Source organism: Pseudomonas sp. EL_65y_Pfl2_R96 (assembly GCF_963970905.1).
Taxonomy (GTDB): Bacteria; Pseudomonadota; Gammaproteobacteria; order Pseudomonadales; family Pseudomonadaceae; genus Aquipseudomonas.
Window position 1 is genome coordinate 11927 of sequence record NZ_CAXAQH010000032.1, and the last position, 19811, is coordinate 31737.

The window sequence follows — 19811 nt, forward strand, 5'->3', positions numbered from 1 at the left end:
TTTTTCGGTTTTTATAAGGCGTGGTTAGTCGAACGCGACAATCATCGTGTTCGCATTGTTCTGAATGGTTTTCCAGTTTTTGAGAATGATCTTGAGACTGGAAACAAAACTTCTCAGGGTTAGAAAGTCGTTAATGCCTGCAACTTTGTTTCTGGAGGCATTAATGTATTCAGAGATTGAGATCCATAAGGTTTCAAGTTGTGCGGTGCTGGTGATTGCACCCTGAACGTAGGTCAGTAAACTGTCCAGGTCGCCGTGAAGTTCCACCAGGGTGCCGGCGAGAATGCTTTTCTGTTTGATTTGCTGCGTCAGCTGTTCACGCTGCCTGAGCAGCGGCGCCACGTGGGTTTTCTGCAATAGTTCAAGGTTGCCGGAGTGCAGGAAACCTACCGGGCTGTAGCCGGAGAAAATGTAATCAAAGAAATTGGGCGAGGTTTCCCGCATCTTTTCGTCGATGCGCTTCTGGGCTTCGTCGATTACCTTGTTCAGCGCCGTGATTTGCCTGTTGATGTCTTCACTATTGGCCAGTTTCAATTTGGAGCCGATGCCGGGCTGGACTTCGTTACTCATCTCGTCCTTGAAAAACTTCAGACGGGTCAGGACATCCAGGCTGCTCAACTTTTTTTCATCAATCGAACTGGCGATAAATTTCAGAGATTCCTGGATTGAACCAAAGCGGTTTTTTTCCGTTCGACCAATTTCGAGCGGGGGAAGAAGGCTGATCTCTTCCTCGCTCATATTGTCGAGCGTGCCTATGTAGTTCTGATAACCTGGCATGGTCACAATGGCGTCGATAATGTCCTGGCCAAAACTTTCCAGATCTTCCGAGAACGTCGCAAGACTGCCACTTACGCGCTTCATGGAAGACTCTATATCTGTCCACGAATTGGCGTTGTTGATGATCTTGTGATATAGGCTGAGCACATCAAACGGTTCCAGTCCGATAATGCCGGTCTTTTGGGTGTTTAATTGTTGCTCAACTTCGTTCAGGGTAATGGGCAGGGCCTTGGCGGTAGTTACATAGCGCTTGATTTTTTGGATGTCGTCTTTAGTAATGATGGGTGTCGGTGGGTTGCTATTGGTTTGCATTTGTCTAATTCCATTTAATATGTGGTCCGAGTGGCTAAGGTAATGGTGCTTTCAGAATAAGTGTATGTTTTGTCTGTAACCGGTTTTTAGTTGTTGTTAGTTAATGTTTTTTAAAAACTATCGCCCACAAAAAAGCCCGTGATTTATCACGGGCTTTTTTGTGGGCGCGTTACGTTTACACGTAGAACGACTTCAGCGGCGGGAAGCCATTGAACTCAACAGCGCTGTAACTGGTGGTATAAGCACCGGTCGACAACCAGTACAAGCGATCACCGATAGCCAGGTTCAACGGCAAACCGTACTTGTAGTTTTCGTACATGATGTCGGCGCTGTCGCAGGTTGGGCCGGCGATGACCACTTCTTCCATCTCGCCTTTCTTCTCGGTCCAGATCGGGAACTTGATGGCTTCGTCCATGGTTTCGATCAGGCCGGAGAACTTGCCCACATCCGTGTACACCCATCGCTCGACAGCGGTACGGGATTTACGCGCCACCAGCACCACTTCACTGACCAGAATGCCGGCGTTGGCGATCAGCGAGCGGCCTGGCTCCAGGATGATTTCCGGCAGGTCGTCGCCGAAGTCTTCCTTGAGGAAACGGATGATTTCTTCAGCGTAGGTTTCCAGGCTGTTGGTGCGGGTGATGTAGTTGGCCGGGAAGCCGCCGCCCATGTTGATCAGCTTCAGTTGAATGCCGTCTTCTTCTTTCAGGCGTTCGAAGATCACTTTGACCTTGGCGATCGCCGCGTCCCAGACGCTGATGTCGCGTTGCTGCGAACCGACGTGGAACGAGATGCCGTATGGCACCAGACCCAGGTCGCGAGCGAGGATCAGCAGGTCCATGGCCATGTCGGTCTGGCAGCCGAATTTGCGCGACAGTGGCCAGTCGGCGGTGGTCGAGCCTTCAGTCAGGATACGTACGTAGACTTTCGAGCCCGGAGCTGCCTTGGCGATGTTGCGCAGGTCGGCTTCGGAGTCGGTGGCGTACAGGCGAACGCCTTTGTCGTAGAAGTAACGAATGTCTTTGGATTTCTTGATGGTGTTGCCGTAGCTGATCTGATCCGGGCCGACGCCGCGGCTCAGCACTTTGTCCAACTCGTAGATCGAGGCGATGTCGAAGTTCGAGCCTTTCTCTTTGAGCAGGTCGATGATTTCCACGGCCGGGTTGGCCTTTACCGCGTAGTAGACCTTGGCGAATTCGAAACCGGCGCGCAGGTCGTCATAGGCCTGGGCGATCATCGCGGTGTCGATCACCACGAACGGGGTTTCTTGTTTGTCGGCGAAGGCCTTCATTTTGTTGAAGGTATCGCGCGCGAAATAGTCTTCGACGTTGATCGACATGCTGGGAACTCCTACTGGCAAACTGAAATTAACAATGGGTGCAAATGAACGTCCTCCGTATCCCCACTTTGGTTCGCCTACTTCCCAAGGCATGTCGCCGAAAGCAAAAAGGCCATGGGAGGCGGTGCTTTCCCTTGGCCTTGCTGTCTCGTCGTCAGTACTTGAGCCGGATGGATCGTTTCCAGCATGGACGTTCGGCGCGAACTTTAGGGCGTGAGGGGCTTGAGATCAACAAAAAATGTCGCGTTTTTGCACGCTTCCGTCGTGCGGTCCCCGACAGCTACTGATGTAACCGACCTGCATGACAGTGTGATGTTCCCGTAGAAGGGATATTTGAGGAGTGTCAGAGGGGTTTGTAGTGCCCCCAATCGCGGGCAAGCCCGCTCCCACAGTGATTTCTGTCGTACACAAATCTTGTGTACGCCAAGAACCCTGTGGGAGCGGGCTTGCCCGCGAAGGCGTCAGATCAGGCGACAGCAGTCTCAGCCGGCGAAACAATGCTGGTCTTGCCCCCACGGGACTTGCCAGAGCTTAAATACTCGGCAATCGATTCCTGAGTCACTTCCCCCAGAAACACCCGCTCGGCGTCCATCACCGGCAGCCACGAGCGGTTGAACTCGTACATGCGCGACAACAGGATGCGCAGGTGTTCGTCGTAGGCCGCGGTGGCGTTGAACTCGCGCCGGTATTGCGCGCAGGTGCCGGCCTGGCGATGCAGGTCGCGCCGACGCACATAGCCCAAGGCCTTGTTCTCGGCGCAGGTGACCACCACGTAGCGACGGTCCAGTTCGTCCATCAATTCAAGTGCATCGGCCACCGGGGTTTCCGGGCTTACCGATGGCGCGTTGTCCGCCGCATCTTCAGCCTTCACCAGCAACAGACGCTTGAGCGTGCTGTCCTGGCCGACGAAGTTGCTGACAAAGTCGTCCGCCGGATGCGCGAGCAAGGTGTCCGGGTGGTCGATCTGCAACAGTTTGCCGGCGCGGAAAATCGCGATCTTGTCGCCGAGCTTGATCGCTTCGTCGATGTCGTGGCTGACCATGATCACGGTCTTGTTCAGCGCCCGTTGCATTTCGAAAAACTCGTTCTGGATCATCTCGCGGTTGATCGGGTCGACCGCGCCGAACGGTTCGTCCATCAGCAACAGCGGCGCATCCGCCGCCAGCGCTCGAATCACGCCGATCCGTTGCTGCTGGCCACCGGACAATTCACGGGGATAGCGAGTCAGGTACTGCTTGGGCTCAAGCTTGATCATGCTCATCAACTCGCGGGCGCGGTCATGGCACTTCTGTTTGTCCCAGCCGAGCAGGCGCGGAACGATGGTGATGTTTTCCTCGATGGTCATATTCGGGAACAGACCGATCTGCTGGATCACGTAACCGATGTTGCGACGCAGGGTCACTTCGTCGAGGTCAGTGGTGTCTTCACCGTTGATCAGGATCTTGCCCGAAGTCGGTTTGATCAACCGGTTGATCATCTTCAGCGTGGTGCTCTTGCCGCAGCCCGATGGCCCGAGGAACACACAGATCTCGCCTTCATTGACGGTCAGGCTCACCGAGTCCACGGCTTTCACATCTTTGCCGTTGCTTTGGAAGGTCTTGCTGAGGTTTTGAAGTTCGATCATTTCAGGAGTCCTTTTGGAGTCAGCGTGCGTTGCAGCCATTGCAGAAGCAGGTCGGCGAAGATGGCCAGGAGACTGACCAGCACGGCGCCGACGATCAGCATCGACATGTCGCTGCGGCTGATGGAAGCGAGAATGAGTACACCAAGGCCGCCGGCGCCGATGGTCGCGGCGATGGTCATCACGCCGATGTTCATCACCACGGCGGTGCGTACGCCGGCGAGGATCACCGGCACCGCGATGGGCAGTTCGACCATGCGCAGGCGCTGGCCGAAGGTCATGCCGATGCCACGCGCCGCTTCGCGAATGCCGGGTTCCACGCCGGTCAGTGCCAGGTAGGTGTTACGCATGATCGGCAGCAGCGAATACAGAAACACGGCGGTGATCGCCGGCATCGGGCCGAGGCCCTGACCGAACTTGGAATAGAACGGCAGCAGCAGGCCGAACAGCGCAATCGACGGCACGGTCAGCAGCACCGTGGCGCTGGCTTGCAAGGGACCGGCCAGCGTCGGGAAGCGCGTCATCAGGATGCCCAGCGGCACGCCGACCAGAATCGCCAGTGTTACCGCGATGCCGACCAGGGTGATGTGCTGCCAGGTCAGGTGCAAAACCTGCGGCCCGTCGAGATGGGAAAAGGCGTTGAGAAAATCCATGACTTTTCCTCTTTAGTTCAACGGATGCTGGCGCAGGAAATCTGCGGCAACCGATGAAGGGCTTTCGTGATCGACATCGACCCGTGCATTGAGCTGGCGCATGGTGGCGTCGTCGAACAGCTGGGCCAGTGGCTTGAGCTCTTCGGTGAGTTTCGGGTGGGCATCGAGGTAGGCCTGGCGCACCACCGGCGCGGCGGTGTAGTCCGGGAAGTAATGCTTGTCGTCTTCGAGCAATTTGAGCTTGAAGGCGTTCAGGCGACCGTCGGTGGTGTAAACCAGACCGGCAAACACCTGGCCGTTACGCAGGGCGGTGTAGACCAGCCCGGCGTCCATCTGGCGGATGTTGTTGCGGGTCAGGTTCATGCCGTAGAGGTCGACCATGCCGGCTAGGCCGTCGGAGCGGTTGGCGAATTCGGTATCCAGCGCTACCAGATGATTTTGCTTCTGCTCAGCCTGCAACACCGTGTTCAGCTCGCTGATCGTGTTGATCTGCGGGTAAGCCTTCGCGGTTTTTTCCGGCAGCGCCAGGGCGTAGGTGTTGCTGAACTTCGACGGGGTCAGCCAGATCAGGCCTTTTTTTTCGTCGAGTGCTTTCACCTTGGCGTAGGACTGAGCGCTGTCGAGTTTTTCAGTGACGTGGTTGTAAGCCACCAGCGACACGCCGGTGTATTCCCACATCAAATCCAGCTGACCGCTTTCGTGGGCGCTGCGGGCGAGGTTGCTGCCCAGACCGCCCGTCACTTGAGTGTCGTAACCTTTGGCGCGCAGGTATTGGGAGGTGATTTCCGCCAGCAGGGTTTGTTCGGTGAACACCCGGGCGCCAATGCGGATCACGGGTTTTTCAGCGGCTTGGGCAAATCCTGCGAACAGCAGAACGCAGCCTAGTAAAAAGCTTGATGTCTTCATGAAAATTCCTTTGCCGGGGCTTAAGACGGGCGCAGGCCGCGTTCGAGCCAGAGGCGGCTGGCGAGTGTCACCAGTCCGTCGAGCAGCAAGGCCAGCAGGGCGGTGCAGGCCGCGCCGAGCAGCAGTTGCGGCTGATTGTTCAGGGCGATACCGGGGAAAATCAGGCTGCCCAGGCTGTTGGCGCCGATCAGGAACGCCAGCGGTGCGGTACCGACGTTGATCGCCAGCGCCACGCGCACGCCACCGATGATGATCGGCACGGCGTTCGGCAGTTCGACCCGCCATAGCACCTGAGTCGGCGTCATGCCGATGCCGACGGCCGCTTCCTTGAGTGAGCCCTGGACGTTTTTCAGCCCTTCGTAGGTGTTGCGCACAATCGGCAACAGTGAGGCGAGGAACAAAGCGAAAATCGCAGGACCGCTGCCAATGCCGAGGATACCCAGGGCGATGGCCAGTACGGCGAGAGGCGGCACGGTGTTGCCGATGTTGAAGATCTGCATGAAACGTTCGGCGCGGCCAACCATGGTCGGGCGGCTGAGGAAGATGCCAGCGGGTATGCCCACAATGAGGGCGGCCAGCATGGAAGCGAGGACGAGAATCAGATGAGCTTGCAGGTAAAACAACAAATCGTCGCGGTACTGTTCGATCGTGTTGATGCCAATCCAGTGGATCAGCAGGGCCAGAAGGGCGACGACAACCGCACCTCCTGTCAGCCCTTTGCCATAGCGAATAGCCACAGGCGGACTCCTTTTTTCTGTCGGCGGACGCAGTCCCGAGTGGCAATGCCATGCCTGGCTGCCGGGAAAACAACGTTCGCGAGAAGCAGCTCTACACGGTGATGAAACCGCATGAAATCGAGCCATAAGCGCAGCCTCGTCAGGCTGACTTGCTGATTTTTCAGCCCCTGACGATGGGTCGTAACAGGGGAGTGGACGCCTCCACCTTTTAAAAGGTTCCATAATCAGCAGCATTTAGCCACCGGGTAGGAGCTGCCGAAGGCTGCGATCTTTTGATGTTGCTTTTAGAAGCGAAGATCAAAAGATCGCAGCCTTCGGCAGCTCCAACGTTGGATCGCAACCTCCGTCAGCCCTGTGGATGGTGGTCCGTAGGTCACTTTTTAAGCTATACTCGCCGCCCTTTTTTGAATCACCGCCAGGCGATTTCCCATGACCAAACAGGCCGCCGAAGTCGCGAAACGCCGCACTTTCGCCATTATTTCCCACCCCGATGCCGGTAAAACCACCATCACCGAGAAGCTCTTGCTGATGGGCAAGGCGATTGCGGTAGCCGGCACGGTGAAGTCTCGCAAGTCCGACCGCCATGCCACCTCCGACTGGATGGAAATGGAAAAACAACGGGGTATTTCCATTACCACGTCGGTCATGCAGTTCCCGTATCGCGACCACATGGTCAACCTGCTCGACACCCCGGGCCACGAAGACTTCTCCGAAGATACCTATCGCACCCTGACGGCGGTGGACTCGGCCTTGATGGTGCTCGACGGCGGTAAAGGTGTTGAACCACGCACCATCGCGCTGATGGACGTCTGCCGTCTGCGTGACACGCCGATCGTCAGCTTCATCAACAAACTCGACCGTGATATCCGCGACCCGATCGAACTGCTCGACGAAATCGAAGCGGTCCTGAAAATCAAGGCGGCGCCGATCACCTGGCCGATCGGTTGCTACCGCGACTTCAAGGGCGTTTATCACCTCGCCGACGACTACATCATTGTCTACACCGCCGGCCACGGCCACGAGCGCACCGATGTGAAAATCATCGAGAAGCTCGACTCCGACGAAGCCCGCGCGCACTTGGGCGACGAGTACGATCGCTTCGTCGAACAGCTGGAACTGGTGCAGGGCGCCTGCCACGAATTCAATCAACAGGAATTCCTCGACGGCCAACTGACCCCGGTGTTCTTCGGTACCGCACTGGGCAACTTCGGTGTCGATCACGTGCTCGACGCCGTGGTCGATTGGGCACCGAAACCGCTGGCCCGAGTCGCCAACGAGCGCACCGTGGAACCGGTGGAAGAGAAGTTCTCAGGTTTCGTGTTCAAGATCCAGGCGAACATGGACCCCAAACACCGCGACCGCATCGCCTTCATGCGCATTTGCTCCGGCAAGTACGAAAAAGGCATGAAGATGCGCCACGTACGCACGGGTAAGGACGTACGGATCGGCGACGCGCTGACCTTCTTCTCCTCCGAGCGTGAGCAACTGGAAGAGGCCTTCGCTGGCGACATCATCGGTTTGCACAACCACGGCACCATCCAGATCGGTGACACCTTCACCGAAGGTGAAGCCCTGGGCTTCACCGGCATCCCGCACTTCGCCCCGGAACTGTTCCGTCGCGTGCGCCTGCGTGATCCGCTGAAATCCAAGCAACTGCGCCAGGGCTTGCAGCAGTTGGCGGAAGAGGGCGCCACCCAGGTGTTCTTCCCCGAGCGCAGCAACGACATCATCCTCGGCGCGGTCGGCGTGCTGCAGTTCGATGTGGTCGCCAGCCGCTTGAAAGAGGAATACAAGGTCGAGTGCTCCTACGAGCCGATCACCGTGTATTCCGCGCGCTGGATCGAGTGCAGCGACAAGAAGAAGCTTGAGGAATTCTCCAACAAGGCTGTGGAAAACCTGGCACTGGACGGCGGCGGTCACCTGACCTACCTGGCCCCGACCCGGGTCAACCTGGCGCTGATGGAAGAGCGCTGGCCGGACGTGAAATTCCGTGCGACGCGTGAGCATCACTAAGCGCTGAGTTGCGAAAATCAAAAGCCCCGTTGCGAAAGCTGCGGGGCTTTTTGGTATCTGCCTCGGGCCACAGTAATATCGGTTCGGCATAACACCTATTCCAAACCAATCTCCTTGCCAGTGGCATTTTCTGCTACCCGGTAGCGTCCTGTCTGGAGAACCCGGTCAATCGGAACTAGATTTCACTCAGCACCTGTCAGGCGTCCCATGCTTCACCCAACAAAGGATGGAATCGGCTATGAGCATTTTTCAACGCATTATGTTGCTGCTTAAGGTTTTGGTGATGCTGTCCATCGGCACGTCGGCGGCATGGGCGCAATGCACGAACCATGATGAGCAGGCTTGGTACGGGCAAGGTACGCACAGCCAGTTGATGATCGCTGCGTCCCAAACAGGCGATGACGACTCAACCACTGACGACCCAGACACCGATGAGGATGAGGAAGACAAGCAAACGTAAATGACAGACAAAAGAACCCCCCCTTCTCCCCCGACTGATGCGCAATCGGAATAAAAGGGGGCAACTGGTCAATGCCAGTCAGTTAAGCGAAATCTCTGTGGGAGCGGGCTTGCTCGCGAAGGCGGCGTCACAATCAACATTGATATCGCCTGACACATCGCTTTCGCGAGCAAGCCCGCTCCCACATCTTATGCCGCGCCGTCGAGGAATTGCTCGGCGTAGTGGCAAGCCACCTGGCGGGTGTCGAGCAGGCGCAGGGCCGGCTCTTCGATGGCACAGCGCTCGGTCGCATACGGGCAGCGCTTGTGGAAGGCGCAGCCGGACGGCGGGTTCAGCGGGTTGGGCAGTTCGCCAACGATCTTGATTTTCGGTTTGTCCGGATCCGGGTGGATGGTCGGAGTGGCCGACAGCAGCGCCTGGGTGTACGGGTGCAGAGGACGGGTGTAGATGTCCTCTTTCGGGCCCATTTCCACCGGCCGGCCGAGGTACATCACCATCACGTGATCGGCGACGTGGCGCACCACGGCGAGGTTGTGGGAGATGAACACGTAGGCGGTGTTGAACTCTTGCTGCAAATCCATGAACAGGTTGAGCACCTGTGCCTGAATCGACACGTCCAGCGCCGAGGTCGGTTCGTCCGCCACCAGCACTTTCGGTTGCAGCATCATTGCGCGGGCCAGGGCGATCCGCTGGCGCTGACCGCCAGAGAACATGTGCGGATAGCGCTGGTAGTGCTCGGGACGCAAGCCCACCTGCTTCATCATCGCCTGGACTTTGTCGCGACGTTCCGAGGCGCTGAGGTTGGTGTTGATCAATAATGGCTCTGCAAGCTGATCACCGATCTTCTGCCGTGGGTTCAACGACGCGTACGGGCTCTGGAACACCATCTGCACGTCTTTGCGCAGTTGCTTGCGCTGGGCCTTGTTAGCGCCGGCGACTTCCTGCCCGGCGATTTTCAAGGAGCCGGAGGACGGTTCTTCGATCAGCGTCAGGGCGCGGGCCAGGGTGGATTTACCGCAGCCCGATTCGCCCACAACGGCGAGGGTCTTGCCGGCTTCCAGTTCGAACGACACACCGTTGAGGGCGCGCACGATCGCATGGCCCTTGAACAGGCCACGGGACACTTCGTAGTGACGGGTCAGGTCGCGGGCGGTAAGTACGACGGCCATTACGCCACCTCCTGGTTCAACGGGTAGAAGCAGCGGGCGAGGCTGTTACTTTTCTGGTCAAGGGCCGGACGTTGCACGCGGCAGTTGTCTTGCACATACGGGCAGCGCGGCGACAGCAGGCAGCCTTGCGGGCGGTCGTAACGACCGGGAACGATGCCCGGTAATGTCGACAGGCGCGCGGCACCCATGCTGTGTTCCGGAATCGCCGCCAGCAGTGCTTCGCTGTACGGATGCGCCGGAATATCGAACAGCTGTGGCACCTGACCGACTTCAACCGCTTGGCCGGCGTACATCACGCACACGCGCTGGGCGGTTTCGGCCACGACCGCGAGGTCGTGAGTGATCAGCACCAGGCCCATGTTCTGCTCTTTCTGCAGGGCCAGCAGCAGGTCCATGATCTGCGCCTGAATCGTGACGTCCAGTGCCGTGGTCGGTTCGTCGGCGATCAGCAGTTTCGGTTCGCCGGCAATCGCCATGGCAATCGCCACGCGCTGGCTCATACCGCCGGAGAGCTGATGCGGGTAGGCATCCATACGACTGGCGGCGCCCGGGATTTCCACTTTTTCCAGCAGTTCGATGGCGCGCTTGCGGGCTTGCTTGCCGGACATCTTCAGGTGCAGACGCAGCACTTCTTCGATCTGGAAACCGACGGTGTAGCTCGGGTTCAGTGCGGTCATCGGGTCCTGGAACACCATGGCCAGGTCTTTACCGACGATTTGCCGACGCTGACGGTTGCTGAGCTTGAGCATGTTCTTGCCGTCGAAATTCAGGGCATCGGCAGTGACGATCCCCGGGTGCTCAATCAGGCCCATCAGCGCCATCATGGTCACGGACTTGCCAGAACCCGATTCGCCAACAATGGCCAGCACTTCGCCCTTGTCCACGGTTATGTCGAGACCGTCGACCACCGGAACGGCGTTGGCGTCGCCGAAGCGAACGTTGAGATTCTTGATTTCTAACAGTGACATTTGAATCTCCTCAGGCGGCGTTCTTGAGTTTCGGGTCCAGCGCATCGCGCAGGCCGTCGCCCATCAAGTTGATTGCCAGCACGCTGAGCAAAATGGTCAAACCAGGCAAGCTCACCACCCACCAGGCGCGTTCGATGTAGTCGCGGGCCGAAGCCAGCATGGTGCCCCACTCAGGGGTTGGCGGTTGTACGCCAAGGCCGAGAAAGCCCAGTGCCGCGGCATCGAGAATCGCCGAGGAAAAGCTCAGGGTTGCCTGCACGATCAGCGGCGCCATGCAGTTGGGCAGCACGGTGATGAACATCAGGCGTGGCAGACCGGCACCGGCCAGGCGCGCGGCGGTCACGTAGTCGCGGTTCAGCTCGCCCATCACCGCGGCGCGGGTCAGACGAACATAGGACGGCAGGGACACCACGGCGATGGCGATCACGGTGTTGATCAGGCCAGGGCCGAGGATGGCGACAATCGCCACGGCCAGCAGCAGGGACGGCAGCGCCAGCATGATGTCCATCAGACGCATGATGGTCGGGCCGAGCACGCGTGGGAAGAACCCGGCCAGTAATCCCATCATGATGCCGGGAATCAGCGACATGACCACCGAGGACAGGCCGATCAACAGCGACAGGCGCGAGCCGTGAATCAAACGCGACAGCAGGTCGCGGCCCAGTTCATCGGTGCCGAGGAAAAAGCGCCATTGCCCGCCATCGAGCCACACCGGAGGCGTCAGCAGAAAATCACGGTATTGCTCGCTTGGATTGTGCGGCGCAACCCAAGGGGCAAAAATCGCGCAGAACACAATCAGGGTGAAGAACATCAGGCCGGCCACGGCGCCTTTATTCTTCGAAAATGCATGCCAGAACTCTTTGTACGGTGATGGATACAGCAGGCTTTGATCCACGGCGGAGGTAGACGTGACTGCTGAGGAAGTTGGAGTGCTCATGGGTATTTACCTCAGCGCTGGTGACGAATGCGTGGGTTGGCAAAGCCGTAGAGGATATCCACCACGAAGTTAACCAGGATCACGATGCAGGCAATCAACAAGATGCCGTTTTGCACGACGGGATAGTCCCGGGCGCCGATGGCTTCGATCAGCCATTTGCCGATGCCGGGCCAGGAGAAGATCGTTTCGGTCAGAACAGCGCCAGCCAGCAGTGTGCCGACTTGCAGGCCGACCACGGTCAGCACCGGAATCAACGCGTTGCGCAGGCCATGGACAAACACGACGCGTGCCGGCGACAGGCCTTTGGCCCGAGCGGTGCGGATGTAGTCCTCACGCAGCACTTCAAGCATGGAGGAACGGGTCATCCGGGCAATCACCGCTAGCGGAATGGTGCCCAGCACGATGGCCGGCAGGATCAAGTGATGCAGGTAGTCGAGTAGCGCGCCCGGTTCATCGCTGAGCCAGGTGTCGATCAGCATGAAATGGGTTTTGCGCTCCACGTCGATCAACAAGTCGTTCTGCCCGGAGACCGGCGTCCAACCCAGGCTGACCGAGAAGAACATAATCAGGATCAGGCCCCACCAGAAGATCGGCATCGAGTATCCCGTGAGGGAGATGCCCATGACCCCATGGTCGAACAGGGATCCTCGCTTCAACGCGGCGATTACACCGGCCAGCAGTCCGAGGACTCCGGCAAATAACAGGGCCGCCATCGACAGCTCGAAGGTGGCCGGGAACAACACCTTGAATTCACTCCACACGCTTTCACGGGTACGCAGGGATTCGCCGAGATCGCCGTGGGCCAGTTTGCCAATGTAATCCAGGTATTGGGCATACAGCGGTTTGTTCAGACCTAGGCGTTCCATTGCCTGAGCATGCATTTCGGGGTCGACCCGACGTTCTCCCATCATCACTTCTACGGGGTCGCCAGGAATCATGCGGATCAACGCGAAAGTCAGCAAGGTGATGCCGAAGAACGTGGGGATCAGTAATCCCAATCGGCGGGCAATAAAACTAAACATCGTGTGTTGTACCTCATCAGCCGGTTAGGCGTGCCCGGCGGCGCTGGGGTCAGCGATGCCGGGCGTTTTTTATCTACTTCACCTGGGTGGTGGCGAAGTTATTAGTGGTGAGGGGGCTAATTTGATAGCCCTCTACATTGGTGCGCATTGCAGTGAACATGCGGGTGTGCGCCATGCTGATCCATGGCTGGTCCTGGTTGAAAATGGCCTGGGCCTGTTCGTAGAGCGCCGCGCGTTCGTCCGGGTTCACTTTAGCCCTCGCTTCGTCGATCAGCGCCTGGAACTTTTCATTGCACCAGCGTGCATAGTTTTCGCCGTTTTTGGCGGCCTCACAACTGAGCATAGGCGTCAGGAAATTATCCGGGTCGCCGTTATCGCCCGCCCATCCAGCGGACACCATATCGTGCTCGCCGTTTTTCGCGCGCTTGAGCATTTCGCCCCATTCCATGACACGAATATCGACCTTGATCCCGACCTTGGCCAGGTCGGCCTGCATCATCTGCGCACCGAGCATCGGGTTCGGGTTGGTCGTGCCGCCGCCGTTACGGGTGAACAGGGTGAACGTGGTGCCATCCGGTACACCGGCTTCCTTGAGCAGGGCGCGAGCCTTGTCGAGGTCGCGAGGCGGGTTGGTCAGTTTATGGTTGTAGCCCAGAAGGGTGTCCGGGTAGGGGTTGACCGCCACTGTCGCATTGCCTTTGCCGAACAGCGCGTTGACATAAGCTTCTTTGTCGAACGCGATGTCGATCGCTTTGCGCACCCGCACGTCACTCATGTACTTGTGGGTGGTGTTCATGGCGATATAGGAAACGGTCATCGCGTTCAGTTCATCGACCTTCAGGTTGGCGTCTTTCTTGATGCTCGGGATGTCATCCGGTTTCGGATACAGCGCGATCTGGCACTCGTTGGCCTTGAGCTTTTGCAGGCGTACGTTGTTGTCGGTGGCAATCGCCAGCACCAGCGCGTCAGCCGGTGGCTTGCCACGGAAGTAGCCCGGGTTGGCCTTGAAGCGGACCTGAGCGTCTTTGGCGTAACGCTGGAAGACAAACGGGCCGGTGCCGACTGGCTTGTTGTTCAGGTCGCCGGTCTTGTCGGCCTTGAGCAACTGATCGGCGTACTCGGCGGAGTAGATCGAGGAGAAGGCCATGGCGATGTCGGCCAGGAACGGCGCTTCACGGCGGGTCAGGTTGAATTTGACCGTATTGTCGTCGACTTTCTCGACGCTTTTGAGCAGTTCCTTGAAGCCCATGCTTTCAAAGTACGGGAAGCCCACGCTCGATTTCTTGTGCCACGGATGATTCGGGTCCAGCTGGCGCTGGAAGCTCCAGACCACATCGTCGGCATTCATGTCGCGAGTCGGCTTGAAGTAGTCGGTGGTGTGAAACTTGACGCCTTTGCGCAGGTGGAATGTGTAGGTCAGACCGTCGTCGCTGATGTCCCAGGACTCGGCCAGTGCCGGGATCACTTCAGTGGTGCCGGGCTTGAAGTCCGCCAGACGATTGAAGATGGTTTCGGCCACCGCATCGGCTGTGACTGCAGTCGTGTACTGGACCATATCGAAGCCTTCCGGGCTGGCTTCGGTACAGACCACCAAGGGTTTGGCCGAGACGCCAACGGCGACACTCAGCAACGCGGCAGCGATGGCTGCTCGTAGGGGAAGCATTTTCATCTAGAGCCCTCTGCAATCGGTTGAACGGAAAAGCCAGGCGGCCGACTCGTCATGAGTCAGCCGCAGGCATGGGTTTTACAAAATGTTGAACGGGATGGTGGTCACGAGACGGAACTCGTTGAGGCTGCCGTCCGCCTGGTTTTCGCTGGCACGGTGCGCGGTGTACGTCGCACGGATAGCGGTGGCCTTGAGTGGGCCGCTCTGCACGGCGTACGAAGCACCGATGCCGTATTCATAGTGGTGCTCGCCGTCCATCGCCTTCACATCGGTGTAGCCGGTGCTGTTGTAGTGAGTACCGTCGATACCCCAGCCGCGAGCCTGGTAGATGTTGAACTTCAGGCCTGGCACGCCGTATTCGGCCATGTTCAGGCCGTAGGCGATCTGGAAGGACTTCTCGTTCGGGCCGTTGAAGTCCGACAGCAGGGAGTTGGCCAGGTAGATGCCGTTGGTTTCGTGCAGGTAGTCGAAGTACTCGTTACCGTTCACTTCCTGGTACGAGAAGGTCAGGCTGTGGGCCTGGTGGGTCAGGCCGAACGACAGGGAGTAGGTGTCGTTGTCGATCTGGCCGAGCTTGGCTTTACCTTCATCCACGGTTTTGTAGTAGTTCAGGCCGGTGGTCAGGCTCAGGACCTGGCTGTCGCCCAGTACATGGGTGGCGCCGAAGTAGTACTGATTCCACAAGTCTTCAGCCTGGGTGCCCCAAAGGCTGGTGGTCAGGCTGGCGAACGGCTGGTAGGTGATACCGGCAGTGTGGACGTGATCGGCCTCGGCATTGGTGTCGCCGTATTCGGAACGGAACTTGCGCTGGCTTTGTTCGGTACGCGGTGAGTTGCGGTCGAAGGTGCCAAGGTCGAAGGACAGGTTCTCCAGCTCTTCGCTGTGCAGGGTCACACCTTCGAAGCTCGAAGGCAGGGCACGGTTACCGATAACGTCTACCTGTGGGCTGCTGAAGTTCTGGCGACCGGCGGTCAGCGTGGTGTTGGAGATACGGGCCTTGACGTTGGCCAGGCCCAGTTTGCTCCACTGGCCGACGGCGTCGCCGCCTTCTTTGGTCAGCGTACGGTTGTTACCCGCGCCAGGACGCGTGGTCGGCGCACCGCCGTTGTTGGACGCCAGATCCTTGCGATCACGATCCAGGGCAATGGCGTTGTAGGCCGCTACTTCGGTGCTGAAGCCGACGGTGCCTTCAGTGAACCCCGAGTTGTACTTGATGATTGTGCCTTGCAGCCAGTTGATGCGACGGTCAGTCTGGCGCGTTTCACCGTTCTGACGGTAGTTGAGTGTCGCACCCCGCTTGAAATGCTCGTTGGCGTACCAGTTACGCGTGCTGCCGGTGATCGACTGGCCTTCGACAAAACCAGTGGCTTCGCTTTGGGCGCTTTTCTCTTTCACGGTAACCGGGGTGAACGCCTGGCTCTGGGATTCTGCGTACGCCGTGGCGGTCACGCTGCTGATGGCCAAGGCCAATAACGCGGTGCTGCTCAGTTTCATGGGTGAAGCTCCTTTCTTTCTTTTTTAATGCCGGTCTTTTTGGGTGATCCGGCTATTTGGTTTAAAACACACTCAAGGCATCGCAAACGTTTGCTACAGGCCAGATTGACGAATTACGGCAATACGCTTGCGTGAGGGCGGAATCCGCCCCCAGCGTTTCTGGCTAATGGGTTATTGGTCGATACTGACACCCGAGAACACGTTGCGACCGAAAGGACTCACCTTGAATCCTTCGATTTTGGCGCTCAACGGCTGGTTAACCGTTGAATGGGCGACTGGCGTGATCGGCACCTGCTGCTTGAGGTACTGTTGCGCCTGTTTGTAGAGCACGGTGCGCTGGTCGCGATCGGTGACGACTTTGGCCTGCTTGATCAGCTTGTCGTAGGCCGGATCACACCACATGGAGTAGTTGTTGCCGCCAATGGCGTCGCAGCTGTAGAGCGTGCCGAGCCAGTTGTCCGGGTCGCCGTTGTCACCGGTCCAGCCGATCAGGCTGATGTCGTGCTCGCCGTTCTTGGTGCGCTTGATGTACTCGCCCCATTCGTAGCTGACGATCTTGACTTTGAGGCCGATCTTCGCCCAATCCGCCTGGAGCATTTCGGCCATCAGCTTGGCATTGGGGTTGTACGGACGCTGAACCGGCATGGCCCAAAGGGTGATTTCGGTGCCTTCCTTGACGCCGGCAGCCTTGAGCAGTTCCTTGGCTTTTTCCGGGTTGTAGGCGGCGTCTTTAATCGTTTCGTCGTAGGGCCATTGGGTCGGCGGCATGGCGTTGACCGCCAGTTGACCGGCACCTTGGTAGACAGCGTTGAGAATGCCTTGTTTGTTCACCGCCATGTCCAGTGCCTGGCGCACTTCGAGCTGGTCGAACGGTTTGTGGCGCACGTTATAGGCGATGTAGCCGAGGTTGAAGCCGGGCTTCTCGATGAGCTTGAGGGTCGGGTCGTTCTTCAGTGCGGTCACGTCGGCGGGGCGCGGGTGCAGGGTAATCTGGCATTCGTTGGCCTTGAGCTTCTGCACGCGCACCGAGGCGTCGGTGTTGATGGCGAAAATCAGGTTGTCGAGCTTGACCCGGCTCGGATCCCAGTACTGCTTGTTGCCGCTGTAACGGATGTTGGCGTCTTTCTGGTAGCTCTTGAACACGAACGGCCCGGTGCCGATCGGCTTCTGGTTGATGTCGCTCGGCTTGCCTTCGGCGAGCAGTTTGTCGGCGTACTCGGCAGACAGGATGGCGGCGAAGCTCATGGCGATATTCTGGATGAACGCGGCGTCGACGCTGTTGAGCGTCATCACCACGGTCAGCGGCCCGGTCTTCTCGACCTTGGCGATGTTCTTGTTCAGGCTCATCCCGTTGAAATACGGGAACTCGGTCGGATAAGCCTTACGGAAGGGTTGCAGCGGATCGAGCATGCGATTGAACGTGAACAGCACGTCGTCGGCGTTGAAGTCGCGGGTCGGCGTGAAGTATTTGGTCGTGTGAAATTTCACCCCTTCGCGCAGGTGAAAGGTGTACTTGAGACCGTCCTCGGAAATATCCCAGCTCGTTGCCAGGCCTGGTACGACGTTGGTGGCGCCTTTTTCAAACTCTGCCAATCGGTTGTACAGCGGCTCAGCGGCGTCGTTATCGGTCGCAGTGGTGTACTGCGCGGTATCGAAACCGGCGGGGCTGCCTTCGGAGCAGAACACCAGGCTGTTGTTGGCGGCCTGGCTGATGGAAGTGGCGGCCAGCAGGCCGGTGCCCAGCAATGCGGATAAAACCAAGGTATGGCGCATGACGCTCCCTCTTTTTGTAGTGTTATTCAATGCGCCGGGATCCCGTCCGGGGACGTTGTGGCTGCATTGAGCCCAAACCAATACGGGGCAGCAAACCGATAGCCCACGCAGTCACTGGTCAGAACCCGACGGTAGGTGCCGTGGGTCTGGCAGTAAATGCGCTGAGTCCTAAAGACTCGTAGGAAAAGGCAACGCGTCCTAACCCCTGGCTGCGTCAGACAGCGGATTTGGATGTAGGCAAATTCCTAGCTTCTCGGCAGAAAAAAGCAGCGGCGACGCTGAAAACGTCGCCGCTGCTTTTTCTTATTTGCTGACGCTGACGCCGTAGAAGGAGTTCAAGCCGAATGGGCTGATCTTGAAGTCCTGCACGTTGGCGCGCATGGGTTGGAACACCGTCGAGTGAGCGATAGGTGTCATTGGAACAGCATCTTTGAGGACGTGTTGCGCCTGTTTGTACAGTTCGGTGCGCTTGGCCTGATCGGTGGTGCGCTTGGCTTCCTTGACGAGGCCGTCGAATTTCTTGTCGCACCATTTGGAGAAGTTGTTGCCACTCAGCGAGTCGCAGCCGAACAGCACATTGAGCCAGTTGTCCGGGTCACCATTGTCGCCGCTCCAGCCGATGATCATCGCCTGGTTCTCGCCGCCTTTGGAGCGTTTGATGTACTCGCCCCATTCGTAGCTGGTGATCTTGACGTTCAGGCCGATCTTCTTCCAGTCGGATTGCAGCATTTCAGCCATCAGCTTGGCGTTCGGGTTGTACGGACGCTGTACCGGCATCGCCCACAGAACGATCTCGGTGCCTTCCTTGACGCCGGCTTCCTTGAGCAGCGCCTTGGCTTTCTCAGGATCGTACTTGGCATCCTTGATGGTGGTGTCATAGGACCATTGGGTCGGCGGCATGGCGTTGACGGCCAGTTGGCCCGCGCCCTGATAAACCGAGTCGATGATCTGCGGCTTGTTGACCGCCATGTCCAGCGCCTGACGAACACGCAGGTCGGCCAGCGGGTTCGGCTCGTTGCTGCCCTTGACCTTGTCCATCACGTTGTAGGCGATGTAGCCCAGGTTGAAACCGGCCTGGTCAGGCAGCTTCAGATCCTTGTCTTCTTTCAGCGCTTTCAGGTCGGCTGGACGCGGGAACAGGGTGATCTGGCACTCGTTCTTCTTCAGCTTCTGGATGCGTACCGACGGGTCGGTGGTGATGGCGAAGATCAGGTTGTCGATCTTCACGTCGTCAGGCTTCCAGTAGTCCTTGTTCCCGGTGTAGCGGATGTTGGAGTCTTTCTGGTAGCTCTTGAACACGAACGGGCCAGTGCCGATTGGCTTCTGGTTGATGTCGGCGGCCTTGCCTTCCTTGAGCAGCTGGGCAGCATACTCGGCGGACTGGATCGAGGCGAAGCTCATGGCCATGTTCTGGATGAACGCGGCGTCTACATCCTTGAGGGTGAACTTGACGGTGTGGTCGTCGACTTTATCGATCTTGGTGATGTTGGTGTCCATCCCCATGTCGGTGAAGTACGGGAATTCGGTCGGGTACGCCTTACGGAACGGGTCATCCTTGTTAATCATGCGATTGAAGGTGAACAGCACGTCGTCGGCGTTGAACTCACGCGTCGGCTTGAAATACGGGGTGGTGTGGAACTTGACGCCTTCACGCAAGTGGAAGGTGTAAGTCAGGCCGTCATCGGAAATGTCCCACTTGGTCGCCAGGCCAGGAATCACGGCGGTGCCGCCGCGCTCGAACTGGGTCAGGCGGTTGAACATGGTTTCTGCAGAGGCGTCGAAGTCGGTTCCGGTGGTGTACTGACCAGGGTCGAAACCGGCCGGGCTCCCTTCGGAGCAAAACACCAGGTTAGTCGCAGCGAAGGCGAAAGGTGCGCTGGCTAACAGACTTGCGCCGACTAAAAACGGAATGACCGCGTGTTTAAGCATGGTGGCCTCATGATTTGTTGTCATTTTTGGAATTA

16 protein-coding genes are annotated in these 19811 nt (G+C 58.1%); 2 read left to right on the plus strand and 14 right to left on the minus strand.

Features of this window, described 5'->3' with window-relative positions; translation table 11 throughout:
- Positions 1 to 24 precede the first annotated feature (24 nt).
- The 6 genes from AACY49_RS24775 to AACY49_RS24800 form a co-directional block, all read right to left on the minus strand.
- A complete protein-coding gene (locus tag AACY49_RS24775) occupies positions 25 to 1089 on the minus strand; it encodes an alpha-xenorhabdolysin family binary toxin subunit A (RefSeq protein WP_320392256.1) in 1065 nt (354 codons plus the stop codon).
- Positions 1090 to 1264: 175 nt separating this feature from the next.
- Positions 1265 to 2428, minus strand: a complete 1164-nt coding sequence (locus AACY49_RS24780) for a type III PLP-dependent enzyme (protein ID WP_258697587.1) — start codon at positions 2426 to 2428, stop codon at positions 1265 to 1267.
- 466 nt (positions 2429 to 2894) lie between these two features.
- The gene (locus AACY49_RS24785; RefSeq protein ID WP_339527006.1) at positions 2895 to 4052 is read right to left on the minus strand and encodes an osmoprotectant ABC transporter ATP-binding protein OsmV; all 1158 of its coding nucleotides are present in this window, start codon (positions 4050 to 4052) and stop codon (positions 2895 to 2897) included.
- Positions 4049 to 4702 carry an ABC transporter permease gene (locus tag AACY49_RS24790; RefSeq protein ID WP_339527008.1) on the minus strand — a complete coding sequence of 218 codons (654 nt, stop codon included), beginning with the start codon at positions 4700 to 4702 and terminating at the stop codon, positions 4049 to 4051. The genes AACY49_RS24785 and AACY49_RS24790 overlap by 4 nt, the downstream gene beginning before the upstream one ends.
- 12 nt (positions 4703 to 4714) lie before the next feature.
- A complete protein-coding gene (locus AACY49_RS24795) occupies positions 4715 to 5608 on the minus strand; it encodes a glycine betaine ABC transporter substrate-binding protein (RefSeq protein ID WP_320392253.1) in 894 nt (297 codons plus the stop codon).
- A 20-nt stretch (positions 5609 to 5628) separates the two neighbouring features.
- On the minus strand, positions 5629 to 6345 hold the full coding sequence (locus AACY49_RS24800; RefSeq protein WP_339527009.1) for an ABC transporter permease: 717 nt from the start codon (positions 6343 to 6345) through the stop codon (positions 5629 to 5631).
- Between the two features lie 429 nt (positions 6346 to 6774).
- On the opposite strand from AACY49_RS24800, the gene AACY49_RS24805 reads away from it, so the two are divergent.
- Entirely contained in the window at positions 6775 to 8358 is a 1584-nt protein-coding gene (locus AACY49_RS24805) for a peptide chain release factor 3 (RefSeq protein ID WP_258697582.1), read from the plus strand.
- 238 nt (positions 8359 to 8596) lie between these two features.
- Positions 8597 to 8818 carry a hypothetical protein gene (locus AACY49_RS24810; protein ID WP_339527010.1) on the plus strand — a complete coding sequence of 74 codons (222 nt, stop codon included), beginning with the start codon at positions 8597 to 8599 and terminating at the stop codon, positions 8816 to 8818.
- Positions 8819 to 9006: 188 nt separating this feature from the next.
- On the opposite strand, the gene AACY49_RS24815 is transcribed toward AACY49_RS24810, so the two are convergent.
- From AACY49_RS24815 to AACY49_RS24850, 8 genes are all read right to left on the minus strand, one after another.
- Entirely contained in the window at positions 9007 to 9987 is a 981-nt protein-coding gene (locus AACY49_RS24815) for a peptide ABC transporter ATP-binding protein (RefSeq protein ID WP_258697580.1), read from the minus strand.
- A complete protein-coding gene (locus tag AACY49_RS24820) occupies positions 9987 to 10955 on the minus strand; it encodes an ABC transporter ATP-binding protein (protein WP_258697579.1) in 969 nt (322 codons plus the stop codon). The genes AACY49_RS24815 and AACY49_RS24820 overlap by 1 nt, the downstream gene beginning before the upstream one ends.
- Before the next feature lie 10 nt (positions 10956 to 10965).
- On the minus strand, positions 10966 to 11892 hold the full coding sequence (locus AACY49_RS24825) for an ABC transporter permease subunit (RefSeq protein ID WP_258697578.1): 927 nt from the start codon (positions 11890 to 11892) through the stop codon (positions 10966 to 10968).
- An 11-nt stretch (positions 11893 to 11903) separates the two neighbouring features.
- Complete coding sequence (locus tag AACY49_RS24830) at positions 11904 to 12914, minus strand: ABC transporter permease subunit (RefSeq protein WP_258697577.1); 1011 nt, start codon at positions 12912 to 12914, stop codon at positions 11904 to 11906.
- A gap of 73 nt (positions 12915 to 12987) precedes the next feature.
- Positions 12988 to 14583, minus strand: a complete 1596-nt coding sequence (locus tag AACY49_RS24835; RefSeq protein WP_339527011.1) for an ABC transporter substrate-binding protein — start codon at positions 14581 to 14583, stop codon at positions 12988 to 12990.
- Between the two features lie 75 nt (positions 14584 to 14658).
- Positions 14659 to 16074 carry an OprD family porin gene (locus AACY49_RS24840; RefSeq protein ID WP_258697575.1) on the minus strand — a complete coding sequence of 472 codons (1416 nt, stop codon included), beginning with the start codon at positions 16072 to 16074 and terminating at the stop codon, positions 14659 to 14661.
- A 171-nt stretch (positions 16075 to 16245) separates the two neighbouring features.
- Complete coding sequence (locus tag AACY49_RS24845) at positions 16246 to 17847, minus strand: ABC transporter substrate-binding protein (RefSeq protein ID WP_339527013.1); 1602 nt, start codon at positions 17845 to 17847, stop codon at positions 16246 to 16248.
- A gap of 303 nt (positions 17848 to 18150) precedes the next feature.
- Complete coding sequence (locus AACY49_RS24850) at positions 18151 to 19776, minus strand: ABC transporter substrate-binding protein (RefSeq protein ID WP_339527016.1); 1626 nt, start codon at positions 19774 to 19776, stop codon at positions 18151 to 18153.
- Between the last annotated feature and the right edge of the window lie 35 nt (positions 19777 to 19811).

What these genes read in the sequence shown, in the direction of transcription:
- AACY49_RS24795 (WP_320392253.1), bottom strand. Translation starts at nt 5,608, where the DNA reads ATGAAGACATCAAGCTTTTTACTAGGCTGCGTTCTGCTGTTCGCAGGA.
- AACY49_RS24820 (WP_258697579.1), bottom strand. Translation starts at nt 10,955, where the DNA reads ATGTCACTGTTAGAAATCAAGAATCTCAACGTTCGCTTCGGCGACGCC.
- AACY49_RS24815 (WP_258697580.1), bottom strand. Translation starts at nt 9,987, where the DNA reads ATGGCCGTCGTACTTACCGCCCGCGACCTGACCCGTCACTACGAAGTG.
- AACY49_RS24780 (WP_258697587.1), bottom strand. Translation starts at nt 2,428, where the DNA reads ATGTCGATCAACGTCGAAGACTATTTCGCGCGCGATACCTTCAACAAA.
- AACY49_RS24835 (WP_339527011.1), bottom strand. Translation starts at nt 14,583, where the DNA reads ATGAAAATGCTTCCCCTACGAGCAGCCATCGCTGCCGCGTTGCTGAGT.
- AACY49_RS24840 (WP_258697575.1), bottom strand. Translation starts at nt 16,074, where the DNA reads ATGAAACTGAGCAGCACCGCGTTATTGGCCTTGGCCATCAGCAGCGTG.
- AACY49_RS24805 (WP_258697582.1), top strand. Translation starts at nt 6,775, where the DNA reads ATGACCAAACAGGCCGCCGAAGTCGCGAAACGCCGCACTTTCGCCATT.
- AACY49_RS24850 (WP_339527016.1), bottom strand. Translation starts at nt 19,776, where the DNA reads ATGCTTAAACACGCGGTCATTCCGTTTTTAGTCGGCGCAAGTCTGTTA.
- AACY49_RS24810 (WP_339527010.1), top strand. Translation starts at nt 8,597, where the DNA reads ATGAGCATTTTTCAACGCATTATGTTGCTGCTTAAGGTTTTGGTGATG.
- AACY49_RS24845 (WP_339527013.1), bottom strand. Translation starts at nt 17,847, where the DNA reads ATGCGCCATACCTTGGTTTTATCCGCATTGCTGGGCACCGGCCTGCTG.
- AACY49_RS24790 (WP_339527008.1), bottom strand. Translation starts at nt 4,702, where the DNA reads ATGGATTTTCTCAACGCCTTTTCCCATCTCGACGGGCCGCAGGTTTTG.
- AACY49_RS24775 (WP_320392256.1), bottom strand. Translation starts at nt 1,089, where the DNA reads ATGCAAACCAATAGCAACCCACCGACACCCATCATTACTAAAGACGAC.
- AACY49_RS24785 (WP_339527006.1), bottom strand. Translation starts at nt 4,052, where the DNA reads ATGATCGAACTTCAAAACCTCAGCAAGACCTTCCAAAGCAACGGCAAA.
- AACY49_RS24830 (WP_258697577.1), bottom strand. Translation starts at nt 12,914, where the DNA reads ATGTTTAGTTTTATTGCCCGCCGATTGGGATTACTGATCCCCACGTTC.
- AACY49_RS24825 (WP_258697578.1), bottom strand. Translation starts at nt 11,892, where the DNA reads ATGAGCACTCCAACTTCCTCAGCAGTCACGTCTACCTCCGCCGTGGAT.